The organism is Rhizobium sp. 268 (assembly GCF_036571585.1).
Taxonomy (GTDB): Bacteria; Pseudomonadota; Alphaproteobacteria; order Rhizobiales; family Rhizobiaceae; genus Rhizobium; species Rhizobium redzepovicii.
In genome coordinates, this window is record NZ_JAPPSO010000005.1 from 255,268 (window position 1) to 275,255 (window position 19,988).

A 19,988-nucleotide genomic window follows, 5' to 3' on the forward strand; every position below is an offset into this window, starting at 1 on the left:
ATTGTCAGAACGGCTTGCTGGTGGCGGAATCCTGCTTGGGCTTTTCGCCGGCCTCGAGCCGCTTGAGGCACTCACGATACGTCGGGTAGAGCTGATCCACCCGCGACAACGGCAGCGTCCAGTCACCTTCGTCGCCGGCAAAGGTCAGCTGTACGTCAGGGGTTCCGGCAAAAGCGTTCTTGATAATCTTCTTCAGGCCGCCGCTTCCTTTGCTGGCTGGCGGCCAGAGGCGAAGCGTGGTCTTGTCGAAGAATTCGGCGGCGACGACTTTCGTCATCGAACGATCGGTCAGCGTCACCTCGGTCGTGGTGCCGGCCGGAATATCCCAGCTGTCCTTGGTGACCAGCCAGAAGGTTTCTGTGACGGTCTGGCGGAATTCCATGGTCTTGCCGAGCTCGCTGTTCCACAGCAGCCGGCAATAGGCAGGGCGCTCGCTTGAGAAGCCGACCGACCATTGTCTTGCGCCACCCATCCATTCGGTCTCGCCCAAGGCGGCGACCGGCTGCAGGACAGCCGCCATCAGAACCATCGCTGTCAGAATTTTCATCGCCGAAATCATCTCCAGGACAATCCGCTCCAGCCATAACAAAAGAAGGTTGAGCTTTTGCTACCGGCTGGCTTCGAATGCCGCAAGGGCTTGAATTTGCGGCTCACCTTGCCGATCTGGCGTAGATCGACATGAAGTGAAGGAGCGTGGCGGCGGGCATGAGCGAGGTTGAACGACGCGGATTTTTGGCGAGGCTCACCGCATATGAGCCGCTGACGCTCATCATGCTGGCATCCGTCGCGGGCGGGCTGTTCGTGCTGCAGCGGCTGACGAGCGAGGTTCTCGAAGGCGAGACGCTCCGTTTCGACGAAACGATCCTGCTGGCGTTGCGACGGCCGGGTGAGCTTGGCGTGCCGATCGGCCCCGGCTGGCTGACGCATGCCGTCGGCGACATCACCAGTCTCGGTGGCATCACCGTTCTCTCGCTAATGACCGCTCTCGTCACAGTCTATCTCTTGCTTGACCGGCGCTGGCCGATCGCGATCTTCGTCTTTTCCTCGGTACTATCAGGCTGGTTGGCAAGCACACTGCTGAAGATTCTCGTCGCCAGGCCGCGTCCAGACATCGTCCCGCATCTCGTCGAGGTCAGCGATCTCAGCTTTCCCTCCGGCCACGCCATGGTCTCGGCCGTGACCTATCTGACGCTCGGGGCACTGCTGGCCCGCACGCAGCGTTACCGTTCGACGCGGATCTTCGTCATGGCCGCCGGCGTCTTCCTGGCCGTCATCATCGGCCTGAGCCGGATTTATCTCGGCGTCCATTACCCGACTGATGTCTTCGCCGGATGGTGCGCCGGGGCCCTCTGGGCGCTCGGCTGCTGGCTGATCTCGAAACGCTTCGTTCCGAGCCGAGCCCCGGGCGATAGCCTCGAAAACGGCAATGGCGACGGTGACTAGAACATAGGCTTAGAACGACTGTGGCGCCCGAATGGGGCGCCACAAGTGCTTGAGCGCTACGTACGCGGCTTCAGATTTTCCGGGTCGTAGATCGGCTTGTAGCCGACGCCGACGACTTCCACCGGATAGGTTTCGGCAAAGTATTCGACATTCAGCTTGCGACCGACCTGGCAATGCGACCAGGGCAGGTAGGCGAGCGCAATGTTCTTGCCGACTGTCGGACCGTAGGCGATCGAGGTCGTGTAGGAGCGGCGGCCGAGTTCGTCGACCAGGACCTCTCCGGTGGCGGGATCGACGACCGGCAGGTTGCCGAGCGGATAACGCTTGACGCCCGACTTGTCGGTATTCTCGGTCATCACAAGCGTGCAGAGCATGGCCGGCTGGTGTTCACGCGCCTTGTATTCCAGATGTTTCGCCTTGCCGCGGAAATCGGCTTCCTTGACCTTTGGACGGGCGAGATCGGCTTCGATCAGGTTGTACTGGGTCAGCAGGTCGGCGTTTTGCAGGCGCAGGCTCTTTTCCATGCGGCGCGAGTTTGCATAGGTCTCGACGCCGAAGGCCATCACGCCGGTCGAGCGCAGCGCATCCCAGACGGCGAGGCCGTCTTCGTATTTCATATGCAGCTCCCAGCCCTGCTCGCCGACATAAGAGATGCGGAAGGCGGTGACCGTCTTGCCGGCGATTTCGATCGGCTTGATCGCTGCGAAGGCGAAGTTTTCCTGATCGAGACCGGCCGGATCGGCCACGACCTTCTTCAGCGTGTCGCGGGCGTTCGGACCCCAGATGCCGACCGTCACGAATTTTTCCGAGACGTCGGTGATGGTGACGTCGAGGCCGCGATCTTCGGCGACGCGCTTCATATAGTGCAGGTCGCGCGGGCCGGCATCGGCGCCGTTGACGAGACGGCAGCGGTCGGCCATGCGGAAGACGGTGAAGTCGGCGCGGACCATGCCTTCGTCGTCGAGGAAGTGGGTGTAGACGCCCTTGCCGATGTTGGCATCGCCGCCGACCTTGGCGGCGCACAGCCATTCCATCAGTTCGACATGGTCAGGTCCCTCGATATCGACCATGTGGAAGTGGCTGAGATTGACGATGCCGCAATCCTCGCTCATCGCCAGATGCTCGGCATTCGACACCCGCCAGAAATGGCGGTTGTCCCATTCGTTCTCGCGGACCGGCACGCGGTCGCCATATTTCTCCAGCAGGTGCTCGTTGGCGGCATAGCCGTGTGCACGCTCCCAACCGCCCAGTTCCATGAAGTAACCGCCCAACTCCTTTTCGCGCTCGTAGAAGGGCGAGCGCTTGGCGTTGCGGCCGGATAGATAGGGTTCGCGGGTGTGAACTGCCGGGAAATAGATCTTCTGAGCGGCTTCGTAGCAGCGGCCTTCGATGAATTCTTCGGTCAACTGATGCGGATAGAAGCGGGCGTAGTCGATGCTGTTGTGGTCGATTTCGGTACGGCCGTCGGTCATCCAGTCGGCGATCAGCTTGCCGTAGCCCGGGCCGTCCTTGACCCAGATGGCAACGCAATACCAGAGTCCCCTGACCTTCTGGCTCTCGCCGCAGGACGCGCCGCCGCCGGCGGAAACCTGCAGCAGGCCGTTGAAGGAGTGACCCTCGTTATAGCCGAGTTCGCCGAGGATCGGCGTCAGTTCCATGGCGCGCTCGAGCGGCTCGATGATCTGTTCCATCTCGAGGTCACGCTGCGACGGCGAAAGGCGGGCTTCGTGCTTTTCGAGAAGTTCGCGCGGATGGCACATGCGCGGATTGTTGGCTTCGTAATAGCCCCACTCGATCTGACCGCCCTCGGTCGTCGCCGGGTCGCCGGTATCGCGCATATAGGCAGAGTTGCCCTGGTCGCGCAGCAGCGGGAAGCCGATTTCCTTGCCGGTGCCTTCGAACTCGTTATAGGGACCGAAGAAGGTGAGCGGATGATCGACCGGCATGACCGGCAGGTCTTCGCCGACCATCTCGGCGATCAGGCGGCCCCAAAGGCCGGCGCAGACGATGACGTGGTCGGCCATGATCGTGCCGCGATGGGTGACGACGCCCTTGATGCGGCCGCCTTCGACGATCAGCGACTTGGCCGGCGTATTGCCGAACACCTGCAGCTTGCCGGCCTTTTCGGCGGCATCGACCAGCTTGCCGGCAACGGTCTGCGAGCGCGGAATGACCAGGCCGGCATCCGGATCGTAAAGGCCGCCCATCACCTGGTCTTCCTCGATCAGCGGGAACTTTTCCTTGATCTCGGAAGGGCTGACATAATGGGCGCGCGTGCCGAAAGCGCGGGCCGAGGACAGCTTGCGCTTGATCTCTTCCATCCAGGCATCGTCGCCGGTGCGCGCCACTTCGAGGCCGCCGATGCGGGCGTAGTGGCCCATCTTCTCGTAGAAATCGATCGAATATTGCGTCGTCCAGACCGAGAGATAGTCGTGGCTGGTGGTGTAACAGAAGTCCGAGGCATGGGCTGTCGAGCCGATATCGGTCGGGATGCCCGACTTGTCGATGCCGACGATATCGTCCCATCCGCGCTCGACGAGATGATGCGCGATGGAGGCGCCGACGATACCGCCGAGGCCGATGATGACGACCTTTGCCTTTTCCGGAAATGCTGCCACGTGCTGTTCCTTCTACTGATCGGACGAACTAAATTTTGCCAGCCGCCCTCGACTTGCGACGCGGGCATTATGCATCAGGCTGACGACCGTCATTGGTCCTACGCCGCCGAGGACCGGCGTGATTGCGCCAGCGGCGCACGCCAGGCGCCCCGGGGATCACGGCGCTGAAATCGCCTGTAGCCGGTCGATATCCGCGAGCACGATGTCGTCGGAAACAGGCTCGCGATTGTGCAGGCGGAACCAATCCATCGCTTCGCGCACGCGGTCTCCATGCGGGCCTGGATAGGCGCCAAGGCCGAGGACCCATTCGCGCACAGTCTCGCGTTCCATTCGCCCGGCCCGGTATCGGTCGCAGACGGTTTTCGCAGAGGCGACCAGATCATTGATGCTTTTCACGACGATTCCTCAGTGAACGGACGGCTCTTCATCGTCGAGAAAGGATCGAATGCCATCGCGAGCGACAGTGGCGAGGAATTCGTCGAAAGCTTCCCGGTCAGTGGCAAAGGGTTCGTCCCAGCGGATCAGATCCTCGGCCTGGGTGACGACTTCCATCGTCCAGTCTTCATTGCTGCCGGATGTGCGGAAGATATCGACGAGCACGGTGATCCCGTCATCGGTGAATTCTCCGGCCAATTCCGAGTGTTCCAGCTTTTCTTTCTTTGTCATCAGTCAGCCACCCGCGCCGGGCGGCGCGTCGTTTTCGAGATACTCTTCATATTGAACCGTTTCGGCCTCGTTGGTGTCGATCGAATTTGCGCGTTTGGCAAGGCGCACACCGGCCCCTCCACCGTTTTCCGGGATGAAAACGACGCCGCCGGCTTCCAGGGCCTGCTTCATATCCTGAAGGGTCCGGTCATAGGGCGAGCGTTTGCCCGCCTCGAAATTGGCGATCGTCGCCTTGGCGACGTTTGCGGCCGAGGAGAGATCGTCCTGCGACCAGGCCAGGAGGGCGCGCGCGGCGCGGCATTGGGCGGATGACAGGTCCGTCATGATAGCCTTGCGTCGAAAGTGTCGTGGGACGGATTATATAAAAAATGCAATCTTGCACAAGCGATGATGAGAGCATGGATGGTGAGCACCGCTGTCAGGTTCGCGATTGGCCAAGACCCCTCCCCACAAGGGGGAGGGGCTTATATGCCGCTCCCGACGCTTTTCACTTCAACGTTTCATCTGCAGAAAGGCTGATGTTTTTTTGCAGGCGGATGCTGCGGGTTAGCCCTCCCCCTTGTGGCAGGGGTTGGGGAGGGGCTTACAAACCCGCCTGCACAACGCTCCGGTTGCGCCTGACAGCTACCCCGCGTGTTACTCCACCCCCCGCATTCTTTCGACCCTTAATACTTCAGATTTATCCCCTGAAAGGGAAGGTTGATTGACTGAATATTATTAAAGTCTAATTTTTAAATTCCTGAAACACGCGCGTGGGAGGAAACAATGCGTGAGCCGGATATGCAGAAACTCGATGCACTCGTCGGCCGGCTGGTCGGTGATGTCGGCGCCGCCATGTCGGGCGCCTTGGTCGTGCTGGGCGACAAGGTGGGAATTTTCAAGGCGATGGCCGATGGGACGCCGATGAACGTCCAGCAGCTTTCGCAAAAGACCGGGGTGAAGGAGCGTTATCTTCGGGAATGGCTGAGCGCCCAGGCTGCGGCTGATTATATCGTCTATGACGAAAAAACCGATCGTTTCAGCCTGACGCCGGAGCAGGCGATGGTCTTTGCCGAGGAAAACAGCCCGGCCTTCTTCGTCGGCGCCTTCGAGGTGGTGCAATCGATGTGGATGGACGAGCCGAAGGTCGCCGACGCCTTCCGTACCGGCAAGGGCCTCGGCTGGCACGAGCACAGCACCTGCCTGTTCCGGGGAACCGAGCGCTTCTTCCGCCCGGGTTATAACAGCCATCTCGTCGCCGAATGGATACCCGCCCTGTCCGGGGTCGAGGAAAAGCTCAAGGCCGGCGCCAAAGTCGCCGATGTCGGCTGCGGCCATGGGGCCTCGACCATCCTGATGGCGCAGGCCTATCCCGCCTCCCACTTTACCGGCTTTGATTACCACGGCCCGTCGATCGATAAAGCCAAGGCGGCTGCGAAAGAGGCAGGTGTCGGTGACCGTGTGACGTTCGAGCAGAGCCGGGCGGCGGAATTTCCAGGCCGCGGCTATGATATGGTCGCGATGTTCGACTGCCTGCACGACATGGGCGATCCGGTCGGCGCCGGCCAGCATGTCAAGGAAACGCTTGGACCGAACGGCACCTGGCTGATCGTCGAGCCCTTTGCTCATGACCATCTCAAGGACAATCTCAACCCCGTCGGCCGCGTCTATTACGGCGCCTCGACGATGATCTGCACGCCGGCATCGCTCTCGCAGGAGGTGGGACTCGGGCTCGGCGCCCAGGCGGGAGAGATGAAGCTTCGCAAGGTGGCGCTCGATGCCGGCTTTACGCATTTCCGCCGCGCCACGGAAACCCCGTTCAACATGGTGTTCGAGGTGCGAGCCTAAGACAACCGGCGTCCTTCGGCGGCTATCTCAGCTTGCCGATGCTGGCATACATGCCGGTGGTGCGGAATTCCGTCGGGTTGGTGCCGTAGACTCGGCGGAAGACCTTGGAGAAATAATTCGGATCCTCGAAGCCGCACATGATGGCGACTTCCTTGACCGGCAGGAAGTCCGCTTTGGTGAGAAGCTTGACGGCGCGCTGCAGCCGCTGCTGCAGCACGAATTCGGCCGGCGGCATGCCCTCGCTCTCGGCAAAGCTGCGCGAGAAATGTGCGCGGCTGAGGCCGACGATGCCGGCAAGTTCGCTGACCGGCAACGGCTTTTCGAGATTGGCGTTGATATGGTCGATCACCGGCTGCATCAGGCTGAGTTCGGCGGCAAAGGCCGGCGAGCCGAAGACGTCGTCATAGAGCGCCATCGCCGCTTCATAGGCAATCGCCGAGGCAGCCCCCGGCGAGGTCGCGCCGGTGACGAGGCGCAGGCTGCAGTCGGCGAGGTGATCTATGGTCGAGGGCTGCAGTTTCAGCACCGGGCCGGCAGTTGACAGCACCAGCTGGTGAATGCGCAGCGTCTCCTCGCCATTCATCGAAATCCAGAAATATTCCCAGCGGTCGCCTTTCTCCAGCCAGTAGCGATGATTGTGCGGCACGAGCACCAACAGCGTATCGCCGCCCTGAAGCCGATAATTGCGGTTCTGGTAGCGCAGCCGGCCGGTGCCGCTGATCGTGTGCTGCAGCACGGTGAAGGGCGTCTGGCCGCGCCTGCGGCCATCCCAGTCATAGGGTTCGTTCTCGCGCACTTCATAGCCGGAGCTCGTCGGCATGGCATGCAATCGCTGGCGGCCGCGGGGCAGCGAAACCGTCCTCATCGACTGTCCGTTGGCAATCAAATTCTGCAGCACAAAATTACCCCTGAAAGCATAATCCTTCTCTGGTCGGCTTGCCGATTTCGGGCATAATCCCGCTCGACAAACAGGGAAGAGACCACGGCCGAAAGAGCGGCCGGGAGGAAAACAGACAGTTTTTCGGCTTTTTCAACCGCATGCGCTAGCATGCGGCCTGATCCTTCATGGCCGTCTTTTCTGTAGCATTCGATTGGGTCGAGGTGAAGATCATGAGTTTCAAAATCGCTATCATCGGTGCGGGCAGCGTTGGTTTCACCAAGAAGCTGTTTACCGACATTTTGTGCGTTCCGGAGTTTCGCGACGTTGAATTCGCGCTGACCGATCTCAGCGAACATAATCTGGAGATGATCAAGGCGATCCTCGACCGGGTCGTCGAGGCGAACGGATTGCCGACCAAGGTGACGGCGACGACCGACCGGCGCCAGGCAGTGACCGGCGCGCGCTACATCATCAGCTGCGTGCGCGTCGGCGGCCTTGAGGCCTATGCCGACGATATCAGAATCCCGCTGAAATACGGCATCGACCAATGCGTCGGCGATACGATCTGCGCCGGCGGCATCCTCTATGGCCAGCGCAACATCCCCGTCATCCTCGACTTCTGCAAGGATATCCGCGAGGTCGCCGAGCCCGGCGCGAAATTCCTGAACTATGCCAATCCGATGGCGATGAACACCTGGGCGGCGATCGAATACGGCAAGGTCGATACCGTCGGCCTCTGCCACGGCGTCCAGCACGGCGCCGAACAGATCGCCGAGGTGCTCGGCGCCAAGTCGCTGGGTGAACTCGACTATGTCTGCTCCGGCATCAACCACCAGACCTGGTTCATCGACCTGCGCCTCAACGGCCGCAGGATCGGCAAGGACGAGCTGATCGCCGCCTTCGAGGCGCATCCGGTCTATTCGCAGCAGGAGAAGCTGCGCATCGACGTGCTGAAGCGGTTCGGCGTCTATTCCACCGAGAGCAACGGCCACCTTTCGGAGTACCTGCCCTGGTACCGCAAGCGGCCGGAGGAAATCACCCGCTGGATCGACATGTCCGACTGGATCCACGGCGAAACCGGCGGCTATCTCCGCCATTCTACCGAAACCCGCAACTGGTTCGAGACCGAATTCCCGCAATTCCTGGAATCCGCCTCAAAGCCGATCGACCCCGCCAAGCGCTCGAACGAACATGCGAGCCACATCCTCGAGGCGCTGGAGACGAACCGGGTCTATCGCGGCCATTTCAACGTCAAGAATAACGGCGTCATCACCAACCTGCCCTCCGATGCGATCATCGAATCGCCCGGCTTCGTCGACCGCTTCGGCATCAACATGGTCTCGGGCGTCACCCTGCCGGAAGCCTGTGCCGCTACCTGCATCGCCTCGATCAACGTCCAGCGCATGTCGGTGCATGCGGCGATCACAGGCGACATCGACCTGCTGAAGCTTGCCGTGCTGCACGACCCGCTGGTCGGCGCCGTCTCGACGCCCGAGGAGGTTTGGCAGATGGTCGACGAGATGGTCGTTGCCCAGGCGCGCTGGCTGCCGCAATATGCCGATGCCGTGCCGGCCGCCAAGGAGCGGCTGTCGAAATCCAAGGTGCAGACCCGCGACTGGGCGGGCGCTGCACGCCGCAACGTTCGCTCGATCGAAGAGCTGCGCGCGGAAAAGGCGGCGCTGAAACAGGCCGTCTGACATTTCGTGAAGGCTGGTCGTCATGGGTTTCCGGGAGGGAAATCCATGACACCGGGCCCGCCTTCATATCGTTCGAGGAGAAGAGAGCCGCGTGACCCGCGCTCCGGAACAAAAGGGAGAAACGATCATGAATTTCCGCAACGCAAGCATTCTGGCCGGACTGGCGCTCGGCGTCTCGGTTCTGGCGGTGAATGCCTATGCCTCCGAGGCAACCGTGCCGCCGGTGCCACCGGATTTCCCGGCCGAAGGCAAGATCAACTATGTGGCGCGCGACTCCATCCTCGAGTTCAAGGCGCTGCCCGAATATCACGAGCCCGACTGGGTCACGAAGAATTTCGTCTCCGCCGGCAAGCTGCCGCCGGTCAAGGACCGTCTGCCGAAGGAGCCGATGGTCTTCAAAACCGGCAACATGCCCGACGGCATCGGCGTCTACGGCGATACGATGCGCCACGTCATCGGCGGCCGGCCGGAAGGCTGGAACTACGGCGCCGGCCAGACGCAGGGCTGGGGCGGTATCGATATCGGCCTTTCCGAATGCCTGACGCGCACCGCGCCGCTGTTCCAGGTGAAAGCCCAGGACACCGAGCCGCTGCCGAACCTGGCCAAGAGCTGGGATTGGTCCGCCGACGGCCACAAGCTGACCATGCACCTGGTCGAAGGCGCCAAGTGGTCTGACGGTGCGCCGTTCAATGCCGACGACATCATGTTCTACTGGGATGACGAAGTCATCGATCCGAACGTCTCGCCGCTCGGCGGCGGCGCCTCGCCGGAGGCTTTCGGCGCCGGCACGACGCTGAAGAAGATCGACGATTACACCGTCGAATGGACCTTCAAGGAGGCCTTCCCGAAGCAATATCTCTACACGATGTCCTACCCGAACTTCTGCCCGGGTCCGTCGCATATCCTGAAACCCCAGCATCCGAAATATTCGAAGAACACCTACGACCAGTTCAAGAACGCCTTCCCGCCGGAATACATGAACATGCCGGTGATGGGCGCCTGGGTGCCAGTGGAATATCGCTCCGACGATATCATCGTACTGCGCCGCAACCCCTATTACTGGAAGGTCGACGAGAAGGGCAATCAGCTGCCTTATCTCAATGAGCTGCACTACAAGCTCTCGACCTGGGCCGACCGCGACGTGCAGGCGGTGGCGGGATCCGCCGACATTTCCAACCTCGAGCAGCCGGAGAACTTCGTGGCCTCGCTGAAGCGTGCCGCCGAGAAGACGGCACCCGCCCGCCTGGCCTTCGGGCCGCGCCTCATCGGCTATAACCTGCGCATGAACTTTTCCGCCAACGGCTGGGGCAGCCCGGACGAGCGCGGCCAGGCGATCCGCGAACTGAACCGCAACGAGGACTTCCGCAAGGCCGTCACCATGGCGCTCGACCGCAAGGCGATCGGCGACTCGCTGGTCAAGGGACCGTTCACGGCGATCTATCCGGGCGGGCTTTCGTCCGGCACCAGCTTCTACGACCGCAACTCCACCGTCTACTATCCCTTCGATCTCAAAGGCGCCAAGGCGGAACTCGCCAAGGCAGGGCTGAAGGATACCGACGGCGACGGCATCGTGAACTTCCCCGCCGGGACGGCCGGCGGCAAGAATGTCGAAATCGTCATGCTGATCAACAATCAGTACACGACCGACAAGAGCCTTGCCGAAGGCGTCGTCGGCCAGATGGAGAAGCTCGGGCTGAAGATCGTCCTCAACGCGCTCGACGGCGCCAAGCGTGACGATGCGCATTATGCCGGCCGCTTCGACTGGCTGATCCAGCGCAACACGACGGAACTGTCGTCGGTGGTGCAGAATACCGAGCAGCTCGCCCCCGTCGGCCCGCGCACCAGCTGGCAACATCGCGCCGGCAAGGATGACAAGCTCGATCTGATGCCCTTCGAAAACGAGCTTGTCGACGTCGTCAACAAGTTCACGACAAGCCAGAGCAACGACGAGCGCGTCGATCTGATGAAGCAATATCAGAAGATCTCGACCGAGCACGTCAACACGGTGGGCCTGACCGAATATCCGGGCGCGCTGATCATCAACAAGCGGTTCTCGAACGTGCCGCAGGGCACCCCGATCTTCATGTTCAACTGGGCTGAAGATTCGGTCATCCGTGAACGTCTGTGGGTGGCCGCCGACAAGCAGGGCAAATATGAGCTGTTCCCCGAGCAGCTGCCCGGCAAGCCCGGCGACAAGGGCCCGATCAACTGATCGGTGTCATCAGGACAAAGAGCTGAGCGCGTCGCATCCGATGCGGCGCGCCGGAGGACTCCCTCCCAGCTGAAATGAGCTTCCGGCCGCGCGTGGCGCGCGGCCGGATATGACCAACGAGCCGGCCGCGCCGACAAGGAGCGACTGGCGGCAAGGAAAAGCGGACCGTCCGATGTTACGATTCCTGCTCGTGCGCATAGCCTCCGCGATCCCCGTCCTCTTCATCCTGAGCGTGGTGACCTTCGCGATCATCCAGGCTCCGCCCGGCGACTACGCCGACTATATAAGATCGCAGCTGATCAACCAGGGCGGCGCTTCCTACGCCCAGGCCGACGCCCAGGCACAGGCCTACCGGGTCGAACACGGCCTGGATAAGCCGATGGTAGTGCAATACGTCAACTGGATCGGCGGCATCGTCACCCGCGGCGATTTCGGCTACAGCATGTTCTACAACAAGCCGGTCGCCGATGTCGTTGCCGAGCGGCTGCCGCGCACGCTGCTCTTGGCGCTCGTCTGCCACATCTTCGCTTCCGTGCTCGGCATCGGCTTCGGCATCTGGGCGGCGACCCGCCAATACAGCTGGATCGACAGCACGCTTTCGGCGGTTTCCTTTCTCGGCATGACGGTGCCGCGCTTCCTGATGGCGCTGATCATCGTCTATCTGCTGGTCTTCCAGTTCAACGTGTCCGAAATCGGCAGCTTCTTCTCGCCGCAGTATGGCGGGGCGCCGTGGTCCTGGGCGAAATTCGTCGACCTCGTCCACCATGTCTGGCCGGTCGTGGCGATCGCCACTTTCGGCGGGCTCGCCTACAATATGCGGGTGATGCGCGGCAACCTGCTCGATACGCTGAATGCCCAATATGTCGAGACAGCCAGGGCCAAGGGGCTTTCCGGCGGGGCGGTGGTGATGCGCCACGCGGTGCCGAATGCGCTGCACCCGCTGGTGATGTATCAGGGCGTCGTGCTGCCCTACATGCTGACCGGCGAGATCGAGACCGCCATCATCTTCGCGCTACCGACCGTCGGCCCGGCGATCGTCGGCTCGATGGCGATCGGCGACGTCTATGTCACCGCCACCTTCATGCTGGTGCTGTCGGCGACGCTGATCGTCGGCAACATCATCGCCGACATGCTGCTGGCGCTGCTCGACCCGCGTGTCCGCCAATATGAAGGAGCCTGAGATGCTGGCTTTCGACTCCTCGCCGCCACCGCCGACGACGACCGAACCTTCGGTCAGCAAGCCATCGCGCGGGCATGAGAGCTACATCGCCCTGGTCTGGCGCCGGCTCAGGCGCTCCTGGACCGGCATGGCCGGGCTCATCCTCGTCGGGCTGCTGCTGCTGATGGCGATCTTTGCCGATTTCGTCGCGCCGATGGACCCGAAGGCGACCGATGTCGGCTTCGCCCCGCCGCAGGTGATGAGCTTCCACGACAAGGACGGCAATTTCGTCTTCCAGCCGCGCGTCTATGCGCTGTCGGATTCCGAGGAACTCGACCCGGTCACCTTCCAGCCGATCGTCGGAATGGATTACGACAATCCGAGGCTGCTTGGCTTCTTCGTCAAGGGCGCCGAATACAAGCTGTTCGGCCTGATCCCGGCCGACCGCCACTTCTTCGGCTCGACCGATGGCCAGCCGGTGCATTTCCTCGGCACCGACAAGTTCGGCCGTGACGTGCTGTCGCGCGCCATCATCGGCTCGCGCATCTCGCTGATGATCGCGCTGACCGTCGTCTTCATCGTCACCCTGATCGGCACGACGGTCGGCATGGTTTCGGGCTATTTCGGCGGCACCTTCGATATCTGGCTGCAGCGCTTCGTCGAGCTGGTGCTCGCCTTCCCGCAATTGCCGCTCTATCTGGCGCTGACCTCGCTGATCCCGGTGACGGCGCCGACCAATGTCTTCCTCGCCTTCGTCATCTTCGTCATGTCGGCGCTCGGCTGGGCGCAGATGTCGCGCGAGGTGCGCGGCAAGACCTTAGCGCTTGCCCGCATCGATTATGTCCGGGCGGCAATGGCGGTCGGCGCCACCGACAAGCGCATCATCATGCAGCATATCTTCCCGAACGTGATGAGCCATGTCATCGTCGCGGTGACACTGCACATACCGAGCGTCGTGCTTCTGGAATCCTTCCTCGGTTTCCTCGGCTTTGCCGTCAAGCCGCCACTGATCTCCTGGGGGCTGATGCTGCAGGATACGGCGACCTATTCGGTCATCGGTTCCTATCCCTGGATTCTCTCCCCCGTCGGCTTCGTGCTCGTCACCGTCTTCGCCTTCAATGCGCTGGGCGACGGACTGCGCGACGCGGTCGATCCTTATTGAGGTGATTGATATGGCTCTTTCCCTGGTCAATTCCTTCGCCCCGCTTGTCCGCCACGACCATGACGGCCGCTCGGAAGCACCAATCATCGACGCCCGCAATGTGGCGGTAAATTTCAAGGTCGAGGACGGCATGGTCGAAGCCGTCAAGGACGTCTCCTTCCAGCTCTATCGCGGCGAGACCATCGCCATCGTCGGCGAATCCGGCTCCGGCAAATCGGTGACCGCAAGAACGGTGATGGGGCTTCTGTCGAAGCGCGCCGTCGTCTCCGGCAAATCGACGGTTTCCTATGACGGCAGCAATATTCTCAAATTCTCCGAGCGGGCCCGCCGCAAGCTGCGCGGCGACCGCATCTCGATGATCTTCCAGGAGCCGATGAGCTCGCTGAATCCGATCTATACGATCGGCAGCCAGATCGTCGAGGCGATCCGCGTGCATCGCCGCATGAGCCGCAGGGATGCGGAAAAGCGGGCGCTCGAACTGCTCGAACATGTGCAGATCCCCGACCCCGCCGCACGCATCCGGCAATATCCGCATCAGCTTTCCGGCGGCCAGCGCCAGCGCGTGATGATCGCCATGGCGCTCGCCAACGATCCGGACGTCTTGATCGCCGACGAGCCGACGACGGCGCTCGACGTCACCGTGCAGGCGCAGATCCTCAACCTGATCCGCAACCTGCAGAAGGAAATGGGGATGGCCGTCATCCTCATCACCCACGACCTGACGGTGGTGCGGCAGTTTTCCGATTACGTCTATGTGATGCAGCATGGCGAAGTGCGCGAGCACAACACCACGGAAGCGCTGTTTGCCAATCCGCAGCACGCCTATACAAGGCATCTGCTTGCCTCCGAGCCGCGCGGCGAGGCCAACCCGCTGCCGGCGGGATCGGATGTCATCCTCGACGCCAAGGGCGTGCGCGTCGCCTTCATGCTGCGCCACGGTTCCTTCCTCAAGCCGGCGATGCGCGAGCTTGTCGCCGTCGACAGCCTCGATCTGACGCTGCGCCGTCACGAGACGCTCGGCCTCGTCGGTGAATCCGGCTCCGGCAAGACGACCTTCGGCCAGGCGATCCTGCGGCTGAATACGCCCGACAGCGGCGAGATCCATTTCGACCATCAGCCGATCCACGGGCTTTCCCGCGCCGAGATGCGGCCGCTACGGGCCCGCATGCAGGTGGTGTTCCAGGACCCGTTCTCCTCGCTCAACCCGCGCATGACGATCGGCCAGATCATCGAGGAGGGGCTCGTCGTCAACCGGCTGGGCGCCACCAAGGGCGAGCGGCAGGACCGGGTGCGCGAGGCGCTGATCTCAGCCGGCATGCCCGGCAATATCCTGTCGCGTTTCCCGCATGAATTTTCCGGCGGCCAGCGCCAGCGCATCGCCATTGCCCGCGCCATCGCGCTGGAGCCGGAATTCATCCTGCTCGACGAGCCGACATCGGCGCTCGACCTTTCCGTCCAGGCCCAGATCATCGAACTGCTGCGCAAGCTGCAGGACGAGCGGGGTCTGAGCTACCTCTTCATTTCCCACGACCTCAAGGTCGTCCGCGCTCTCTGCCACCGCGTCATCGTCATGCAGCATGGCAAGATCGTCGAAGAGGGACCCGTCAACGAAGTTTTATCCCATCCCAAGACCGCCTACACCGAACGGCTCGTCAAAGCCGCTTTCGAGGTAGCATGACTATCGAATGCCGGAGGTTATAATGGCAGCAAATCCCAAGATCACATTCATCGGAGCTGGCTCCACCGTTTTCATGAAGAACATCATCGGCGACGTGTTGCAGCGTCCGGCGCTTTCGGGCGCGACGATCGCGCTGATGGATCTCAACCCGCAGCGGCTTGAGGAAAGCGCCATCGTCGTCAACAAGCTGATCTCGACGCTCGGGGTCAAGGCCAAGGCAGAGACCTATTCCGACCAGCGCAAGGCGCTTGCCGGCGCCGATTTCGTCGTCGTCGCCTTCCAGATCGGCGGCTATGAGCCCTGCACCGTCACCGATTTCGAGGTGCCGAAGAAATACGGGCTGCGCCAGACGATCGCCGATACGCTCGGCGTCGGCGGCATCATGCGCGGCTTACGCACCGTGCCGCATCTCTGGAAGGTCTGCGAGGACATGCTCGCCGTCTGCCCGGAGGCGATCATGCTGCAATATGTCAACCCGATGGCGATCAACACCTGGGCGATATCGGAGAAATACCCGACCATCCGCCAGGTCGGCCTCTGCCACTCGGTGCAGGGCACGGCGATGGAGCTGGCCCACGACCTCGACATTCCCTACGAGGAAATCCGCTACCGCGCCGCCGGCATCAACCACATGGCCTTCTATCTCAAATTCGAGCACCGCCTGGCCGACGGCTCCCACCGCAACCTCTATCCCGATCTCGTCCGCGGCTACCGCGAGGGCAGGGCGCCGAAGCCCGGCTGGAACCCGCGTTGCCCGAACAAGGTGCGCTACGAGATGCTGACGCGGCTCGGCTATTTCGTCACTGAAAGCTCGGAGCATTTCGCCGAATACACGCCCTATTTCATCAAGGAGGGCCGCGACGACCTGATCGAGAAATTCGGCATCCCGCTCGATGAATATCCGAAGCGCTGCATCGAGCAGATCGAGCGCTGGAAGGGCCAGGCGGAAGCCTACCGCAGCGCCGACAAGATCGAGGTGACGCCCTCGAAGGAATATGCCTCCTCGATCATCAACTCGGTCTGGACCGGCGAACCCTCCGTCATCTACGGCAACGTCCGCAACAATGGCTGCATCACCTCGCTGCCGGAAAATTGCGCCGCCGAAGTGCCTTGCCTGGTCGACGCCTCAGGCATCCAGCCGACCTTCATCGGCGACCTGCCGCCGCAGCTGACCGCGCTGATCCGCACCAACATCAACGTCCAGGAACTGACGGTGCAGGCGCTGATGACCGAAAATCGCGAGCACATCTACCACGCCGCGATGATGGACCCGCACACCGCCGCCGACCTCGACCTCGACCAGATCTGGTCGCTGGTCGACGACCTGCTCGCCACCCACGGCGACTGGCTGCCGGAATGGGCCCGCACATCTAGAAAAGTTCAAGCCGCCTGACCTCTTTCTCCCGGGTCAGGCGTCAAAGAGCCCCGCGGTGTGGCAACGACCGCGGGGCTTTTCGTGGGGCTTTGCAGTTGAGGGGGTGGTCAGCACGAGCGTGTCGACAACGAAACAGTATGCAATAATTAAATAGCTGAGAAACGAGAATGATGGGAATATTCCTTGCAAGGAATGCAGCGCTGGATTAGCACCTCAGTATTGCGGAGTGGCATGGCATGGGCAGACTGGCGGGAAAAATCATTGAAGCTTCGGCGGCGAAGGAGCCGCGCGATGAACATGCTGCTGGTGTTGACCTCCAGCGCCTTAGGCTGTTGTCCGGATTGACGCAAGCCGAGATGGCGACCCGAATGAATATTCAGCAGGCGGCCATCTCGAAGATTGAAAAGGGCGGCGAAGTCTATTTGTCGACGGTCCAACGCTATGTCGAGGCACTCGGCGCCTCTCTGCGTGTCGATGCCGTCTTCCCTGCCGACGCCCGTCTCGTCTTGCGCGTCAAGGCTTTTGATGCCGAGTACGGGCACGATGACCAACTCGTCTTTCCCCTTATGGCGGATGAACCCTTTCGCGCTCAGCGCGACGTTGTACTTTCCATTCGACCGCAGTACTCCGAAAAGATTCTCGACGGCCGCAAGACCGTTGAACTCCGTCGACGATTTCCGGTATCAGCGCCCGGGACGGTTGCCTATATTTATTCTACCTCACCCGTCAGAGCTATGGTCGGAGTGGGGGAGATCAGGGACGTGCTCAAACTCCCAATCGAACAAATCTGGGCTGAGTTTGAAGATACTGCATTTATAGGGCGCAACGACTTTGAGAGCTATTTCCACGGCTTGGAGTTTGGGTATGCTCTGCTTTTTGAAGATGTGAAGCCATTCTCCCGCCCGGTACCCCTTACAGAGCTGCGTGAAAAATTTGGCTTTGAGCCCCCTCAGTCCTTCTTGTACGCTAGCCGCGATCTTCGAAAGGCCTTGAGACATGAGGCAACAGTCGTATCTCATTGATACGAACATTCTGATCGGTCTGGAAGACTATCGCGCTGTCGAAGCCGCATACGCTAAATTTTCAAGCCTCGCTGCCGCTCACAAGATCACGATTTTCGTCCACGAAGCAGCCCGCGACGATATTTCCCGCGACAAGAATGCGGAACGTCGCCGGATTTCCCTTAGCAAAATCTCGAAGTACCAGATCTTCGGCAAGCAACGCGGCTTGAGCCAGGCCGATCTCGAAGCCGACTTCGGCCCTTTGAAGCGGCCGAATGACATAGTCGACGCAACTCTCCTCCATGCCCTTAAAAGCGACGCAGTCGATTTCCTCGTCACACAGGACAAAGGCCTTCATGAGCGCGCATTCAAACATTCTGCCGACCTCGGCCGACGTGTCTTGTTCGTCGGCGACGCGGCCGATCTTCTTACGCAGACATACGAGCCGAAGCAGGTCCCGATCAGGCACGTAGCCGAAGTTGAGGCTCACATGATCAGCCACAAAGACGGCTTCTTTGACAGCCTTCGCGAAGGATATCCGGAGTTCGACGATTGGTGGCGGAAAAAATGCGTTCGCCAGCACCGCCCTTGTTGGGTCGTCTACGACAATGACGAACTTGCTGGCCTGATTGTACGAAAGGACGAAAGCGCCAACGATACGGATGCGGTGACCAAGGCCAACAAGATCTTGAAAGTCTGCACTTTCAAAGTCGCGCCCGACAAGCGCGGTGTCAAACTTGGAGAGCTGCTTTTGAAGCAGGTCCTCTGGTACGCCCAGCGAAATGGATACGACCTTGCGTATCTGACGACATATGAAAACCAGGCGGCGCTGATCAACCTCTTGGAATTCTATGGCTTCTCCCATGCCGGCACGAAAGATAACGGAGAGCTGATTTACGAACGGGGATTTTCTTCGGCAAAGCTTATTGATGATCCCCTCATCACAGTCTTTGAGGCGGCCAGAAAAAACTACCCTCGCTTTCTTGTAACTGATCAAGTTCGCGGCTTCGGGATTCCTATCAAAGAGGACTATCACGACACCCTTTACCCTGATTTATGGAAGCCGACGCAGCCAGACTTATTTGTCGGCGCATCGCGGGCCGATCGTCCGACGCGACCAGGCAATACGATCAGGAAAGTCTACTTATGCCGAGCACCGTCAAACCTCGGTAACGCAGGCTCTCTGCTGTTCTTCTATAAGGGTGCTTCAAAGGAGCGCCCCTCCCAAGCCATGACAACGCTCGGAATACTAGAGAGCGTTACATTCGCAAACTCGACCCGAGAGCTGATGCAATTGACGGGCGGCCGATCCGTTTACAGCGAGCGACAGCTTGAGCAGTGGCAGGCAACAACGGCTAAGCCGGTAAAAGTGATCAACTATCTCCTGGCCGCTTATATCGATCCCGCAATCGGTCTCGATGAATTGCGAGGTCTTGGCGTTGTGAACGGCAACCCATAGCAGTCGATCTATGAGCTTAGGTCTGACGTCCTTCGGCGGCTTCTCGATCGCGCCAACCTGGAATTCAAGGTATGACACAGCGGGTGATCGCGTTCGTTGGCATCTCAGGGGTGGGGAAATCGACCTTTCTGAGAGCCGCGGCCAAGTTGATTACGTTTCAGCACCTGGTGGCCGGCTCATTGATCGGAACAGCACGCGAAACCGAACATGAGCATGACCGTCTTCGCTTGCAGAACATTGACCAGAACCAACAACTGCTTGTTAAGGGCTTTCACTTGAAGAAAGATGCTGGAAGCCGATTAGTTGTGCTCGACGGGCACGCTATTATCGATGGTGCGGAAGGGGTTCAAACTGTCAGCGAACAGGTGTTTGCTAGCGTGGGCACCGACGCCATCGTTCATCTTGCGGCTGACCCAAGGCAGATTCTTGCAAATCGCAAAGGGGACAGATCGCGTGACCGTCCAACGCTGTCGGTGAATGAACTGGCAGCTCACCAAGCTCGGTCGCTTGCTGCCGCTATCGATATTGGCCGCTCATTGTCGATTCCATTCAGATTGTTTTCTCACATGGATGTGTCTGGGTTTTGCGCTTTTGCCGCTAGTCTTTAATTTTCAGTCAGTCCACCCACGGGATCAATGCGTCGGTTGATGGCTCAAATCTGTATAAGGCGAGGATAGCCTACTCTCATGCTGCATCATGATTAGCGGGTTTCGTATCGACAAATACGGTCTGTCTGCCGAGGAGCCGTTTCTTGTCTTTCACGGCGACATCGTTGGTTGGCGGGACGCCAGTGAGTTGTGGCGATGTCCGG

General features: G+C 60.7%; 17 protein-coding genes and 1 pseudogene. 11 read left to right on the forward strand and 7 right to left on the reverse strand.

The features are described 5' to 3' along the window. Positions 1 to 4: 4 nt before the first annotated feature. Positions 5 to 547: a hypothetical protein gene (locus OS035_RS12110; RefSeq protein ID WP_183777938.1), complete on the reverse strand. Its 543-nt coding sequence runs from the start codon at positions 545 to 547 to the stop codon at positions 5 to 7. A 158-nt stretch (positions 548 to 705) separates the two neighbouring features. Here OS035_RS12110 and OS035_RS12115 point away from each other — a divergent pair, with 158 nt between their 5' ends. Continuing rightward, positions 706 to 1,443 (forward strand): phosphatase PAP2 family protein, encoded by a 738-nt coding sequence (locus OS035_RS12115; protein WP_310807842.1) that lies wholly within the window; start codon positions 706 to 708, stop codon positions 1,441 to 1,443. A 56-nt stretch (positions 1,444 to 1,499) separates the two neighbouring features. Here OS035_RS12115 and OS035_RS12120 read toward each other — a convergent pair whose 3' ends face one another. The 5 genes from OS035_RS12120 to OS035_RS12135 are packed head-to-tail and all read right to left on the reverse strand — an operon-like array spanning position 1,500 to position 5,051. Further along, positions 1,500 to 4,061, reverse strand: coding sequence for a GcvT family protein (locus OS035_RS12120; RefSeq protein WP_183777940.1), 2,562 nt, complete (start codon positions 4,059 to 4,061; stop codon positions 1,500 to 1,502). 12 nt (positions 4,062 to 4,073) lie between these two features. Further along, complete coding sequence (locus tag OS035_RS33570; protein WP_222148666.1) at positions 4,074 to 4,205, reverse strand: hypothetical protein; 132 nt, start codon at positions 4,203 to 4,205, stop codon at positions 4,074 to 4,076. A 12-nt stretch (positions 4,206 to 4,217) separates the two neighbouring features. Next, positions 4,218 to 4,457, reverse strand: coding sequence for a hypothetical protein (locus OS035_RS12125; RefSeq protein ID WP_331813739.1), 240 nt, complete (start codon positions 4,455 to 4,457; stop codon positions 4,218 to 4,220). Between the two features lie 9 nt (positions 4,458 to 4,466). After that, entirely contained in the window at positions 4,467 to 4,727 is a 261-nt protein-coding gene (locus tag OS035_RS12130; protein WP_088940643.1) for a hypothetical protein, read from the reverse strand. 3 nt (positions 4,728 to 4,730) lie between these two features. Beyond that, positions 4,731 to 5,051, reverse strand: a complete 321-nt coding sequence (locus OS035_RS12135) for a helix-turn-helix transcriptional regulator (protein ID WP_183777943.1) — start codon at positions 5,049 to 5,051, stop codon at positions 4,731 to 4,733. 441 nt (positions 5,052 to 5,492) lie between these two features. Here OS035_RS12135 and OS035_RS12140 point away from each other — a divergent pair, with 441 nt between their 5' ends. Further along, positions 5,493 to 6,554, forward strand: coding sequence for a class I SAM-dependent methyltransferase (locus tag OS035_RS12140; RefSeq protein ID WP_183777944.1), 1,062 nt, complete (start codon positions 5,493 to 5,495; stop codon positions 6,552 to 6,554). Between the two features lie 22 nt (positions 6,555 to 6,576). On the opposite strand, the gene OS035_RS12145 is transcribed toward OS035_RS12140, so the two are convergent. Next, positions 6,577 to 7,419 carry an AraC family transcriptional regulator gene (locus OS035_RS12145; RefSeq protein ID WP_131711579.1) on the reverse strand — a complete coding sequence of 281 codons (843 nt, stop codon included), beginning with the start codon at positions 7,417 to 7,419 and terminating at the stop codon, positions 6,577 to 6,579. A 245-nt stretch (positions 7,420 to 7,664) separates the two neighbouring features. Here OS035_RS12145 and OS035_RS12150 point away from each other — a divergent pair, with 245 nt between their 5' ends. From OS035_RS12150 to OS035_RS12190, 9 genes and pseudogenes are all read left to right on the forward strand, one after another. Beyond that, positions 7,665 to 9,131, forward strand: a complete 1,467-nt coding sequence (locus OS035_RS12150; protein WP_331813740.1) for an alpha-glucosidase/alpha-galactosidase — start codon at positions 7,665 to 7,667, stop codon at positions 9,129 to 9,131. Between the two features lie 124 nt (positions 9,132 to 9,255). After that, on the forward strand, positions 9,256 to 11,343 hold the full coding sequence (locus OS035_RS12155) for an ABC transporter substrate-binding protein (RefSeq protein WP_183778308.1): 2,088 nt from the start codon (positions 9,256 to 9,258) through the stop codon (positions 11,341 to 11,343). Positions 11,344 to 11,515: 172 nt separating this feature from the next. Further along, positions 11,516 to 12,523, forward strand: a complete 1,008-nt coding sequence (locus OS035_RS12160; RefSeq protein ID WP_183777946.1) for an ABC transporter permease — start codon at positions 11,516 to 11,518, stop codon at positions 12,521 to 12,523. 1 nt (position 12,524) lies between these two features. Then, entirely contained in the window at positions 12,525 to 13,664 is a 1,140-nt protein-coding gene (locus tag OS035_RS12165; protein ID WP_183777947.1) for an ABC transporter permease, read from the forward strand. Between the two features lie 10 nt (positions 13,665 to 13,674). After that, the gene (locus tag OS035_RS12170) at positions 13,675 to 15,342 is read left to right on the forward strand and encodes an ABC transporter ATP-binding protein (protein WP_183854642.1); all 1,668 of its coding nucleotides are present in this window, start codon (positions 13,675 to 13,677) and stop codon (positions 15,340 to 15,342) included. 22 nt (positions 15,343 to 15,364) lie between these two features. Then, on the forward strand, positions 15,365 to 16,735 hold the full coding sequence (locus tag OS035_RS12175; RefSeq protein ID WP_331813741.1) for an alpha-glucosidase/alpha-galactosidase: 1,371 nt from the start codon (positions 15,365 to 15,367) through the stop codon (positions 16,733 to 16,735). Between the two features lie 218 nt (positions 16,736 to 16,953). Continuing rightward, positions 16,954 to 17,739, forward strand: a complete 786-nt coding sequence (locus OS035_RS12180; RefSeq protein ID WP_331813742.1) for a helix-turn-helix domain-containing protein — start codon at positions 16,954 to 16,956, stop codon at positions 17,737 to 17,739. After that, a pseudogene (locus OS035_RS12185) lies at positions 17,714 to 19,252 on the forward strand (GNAT family N-acetyltransferase). Before OS035_RS12180 ends, OS035_RS12185 begins: the two are co-directional and overlap by 26 nt. Continuing rightward, positions 19,249 to 19,785, forward strand: a complete 537-nt coding sequence (locus tag OS035_RS12190; RefSeq protein WP_331813743.1) for an ATP-binding protein — start codon at positions 19,249 to 19,251, stop codon at positions 19,783 to 19,785. The pseudogene OS035_RS12185 and the gene OS035_RS12190 overlap by 4 nt, the downstream one beginning before the upstream one ends. The last annotated feature ends 203 nt before the right edge of the window (positions 19,786 to 19,988 follow it).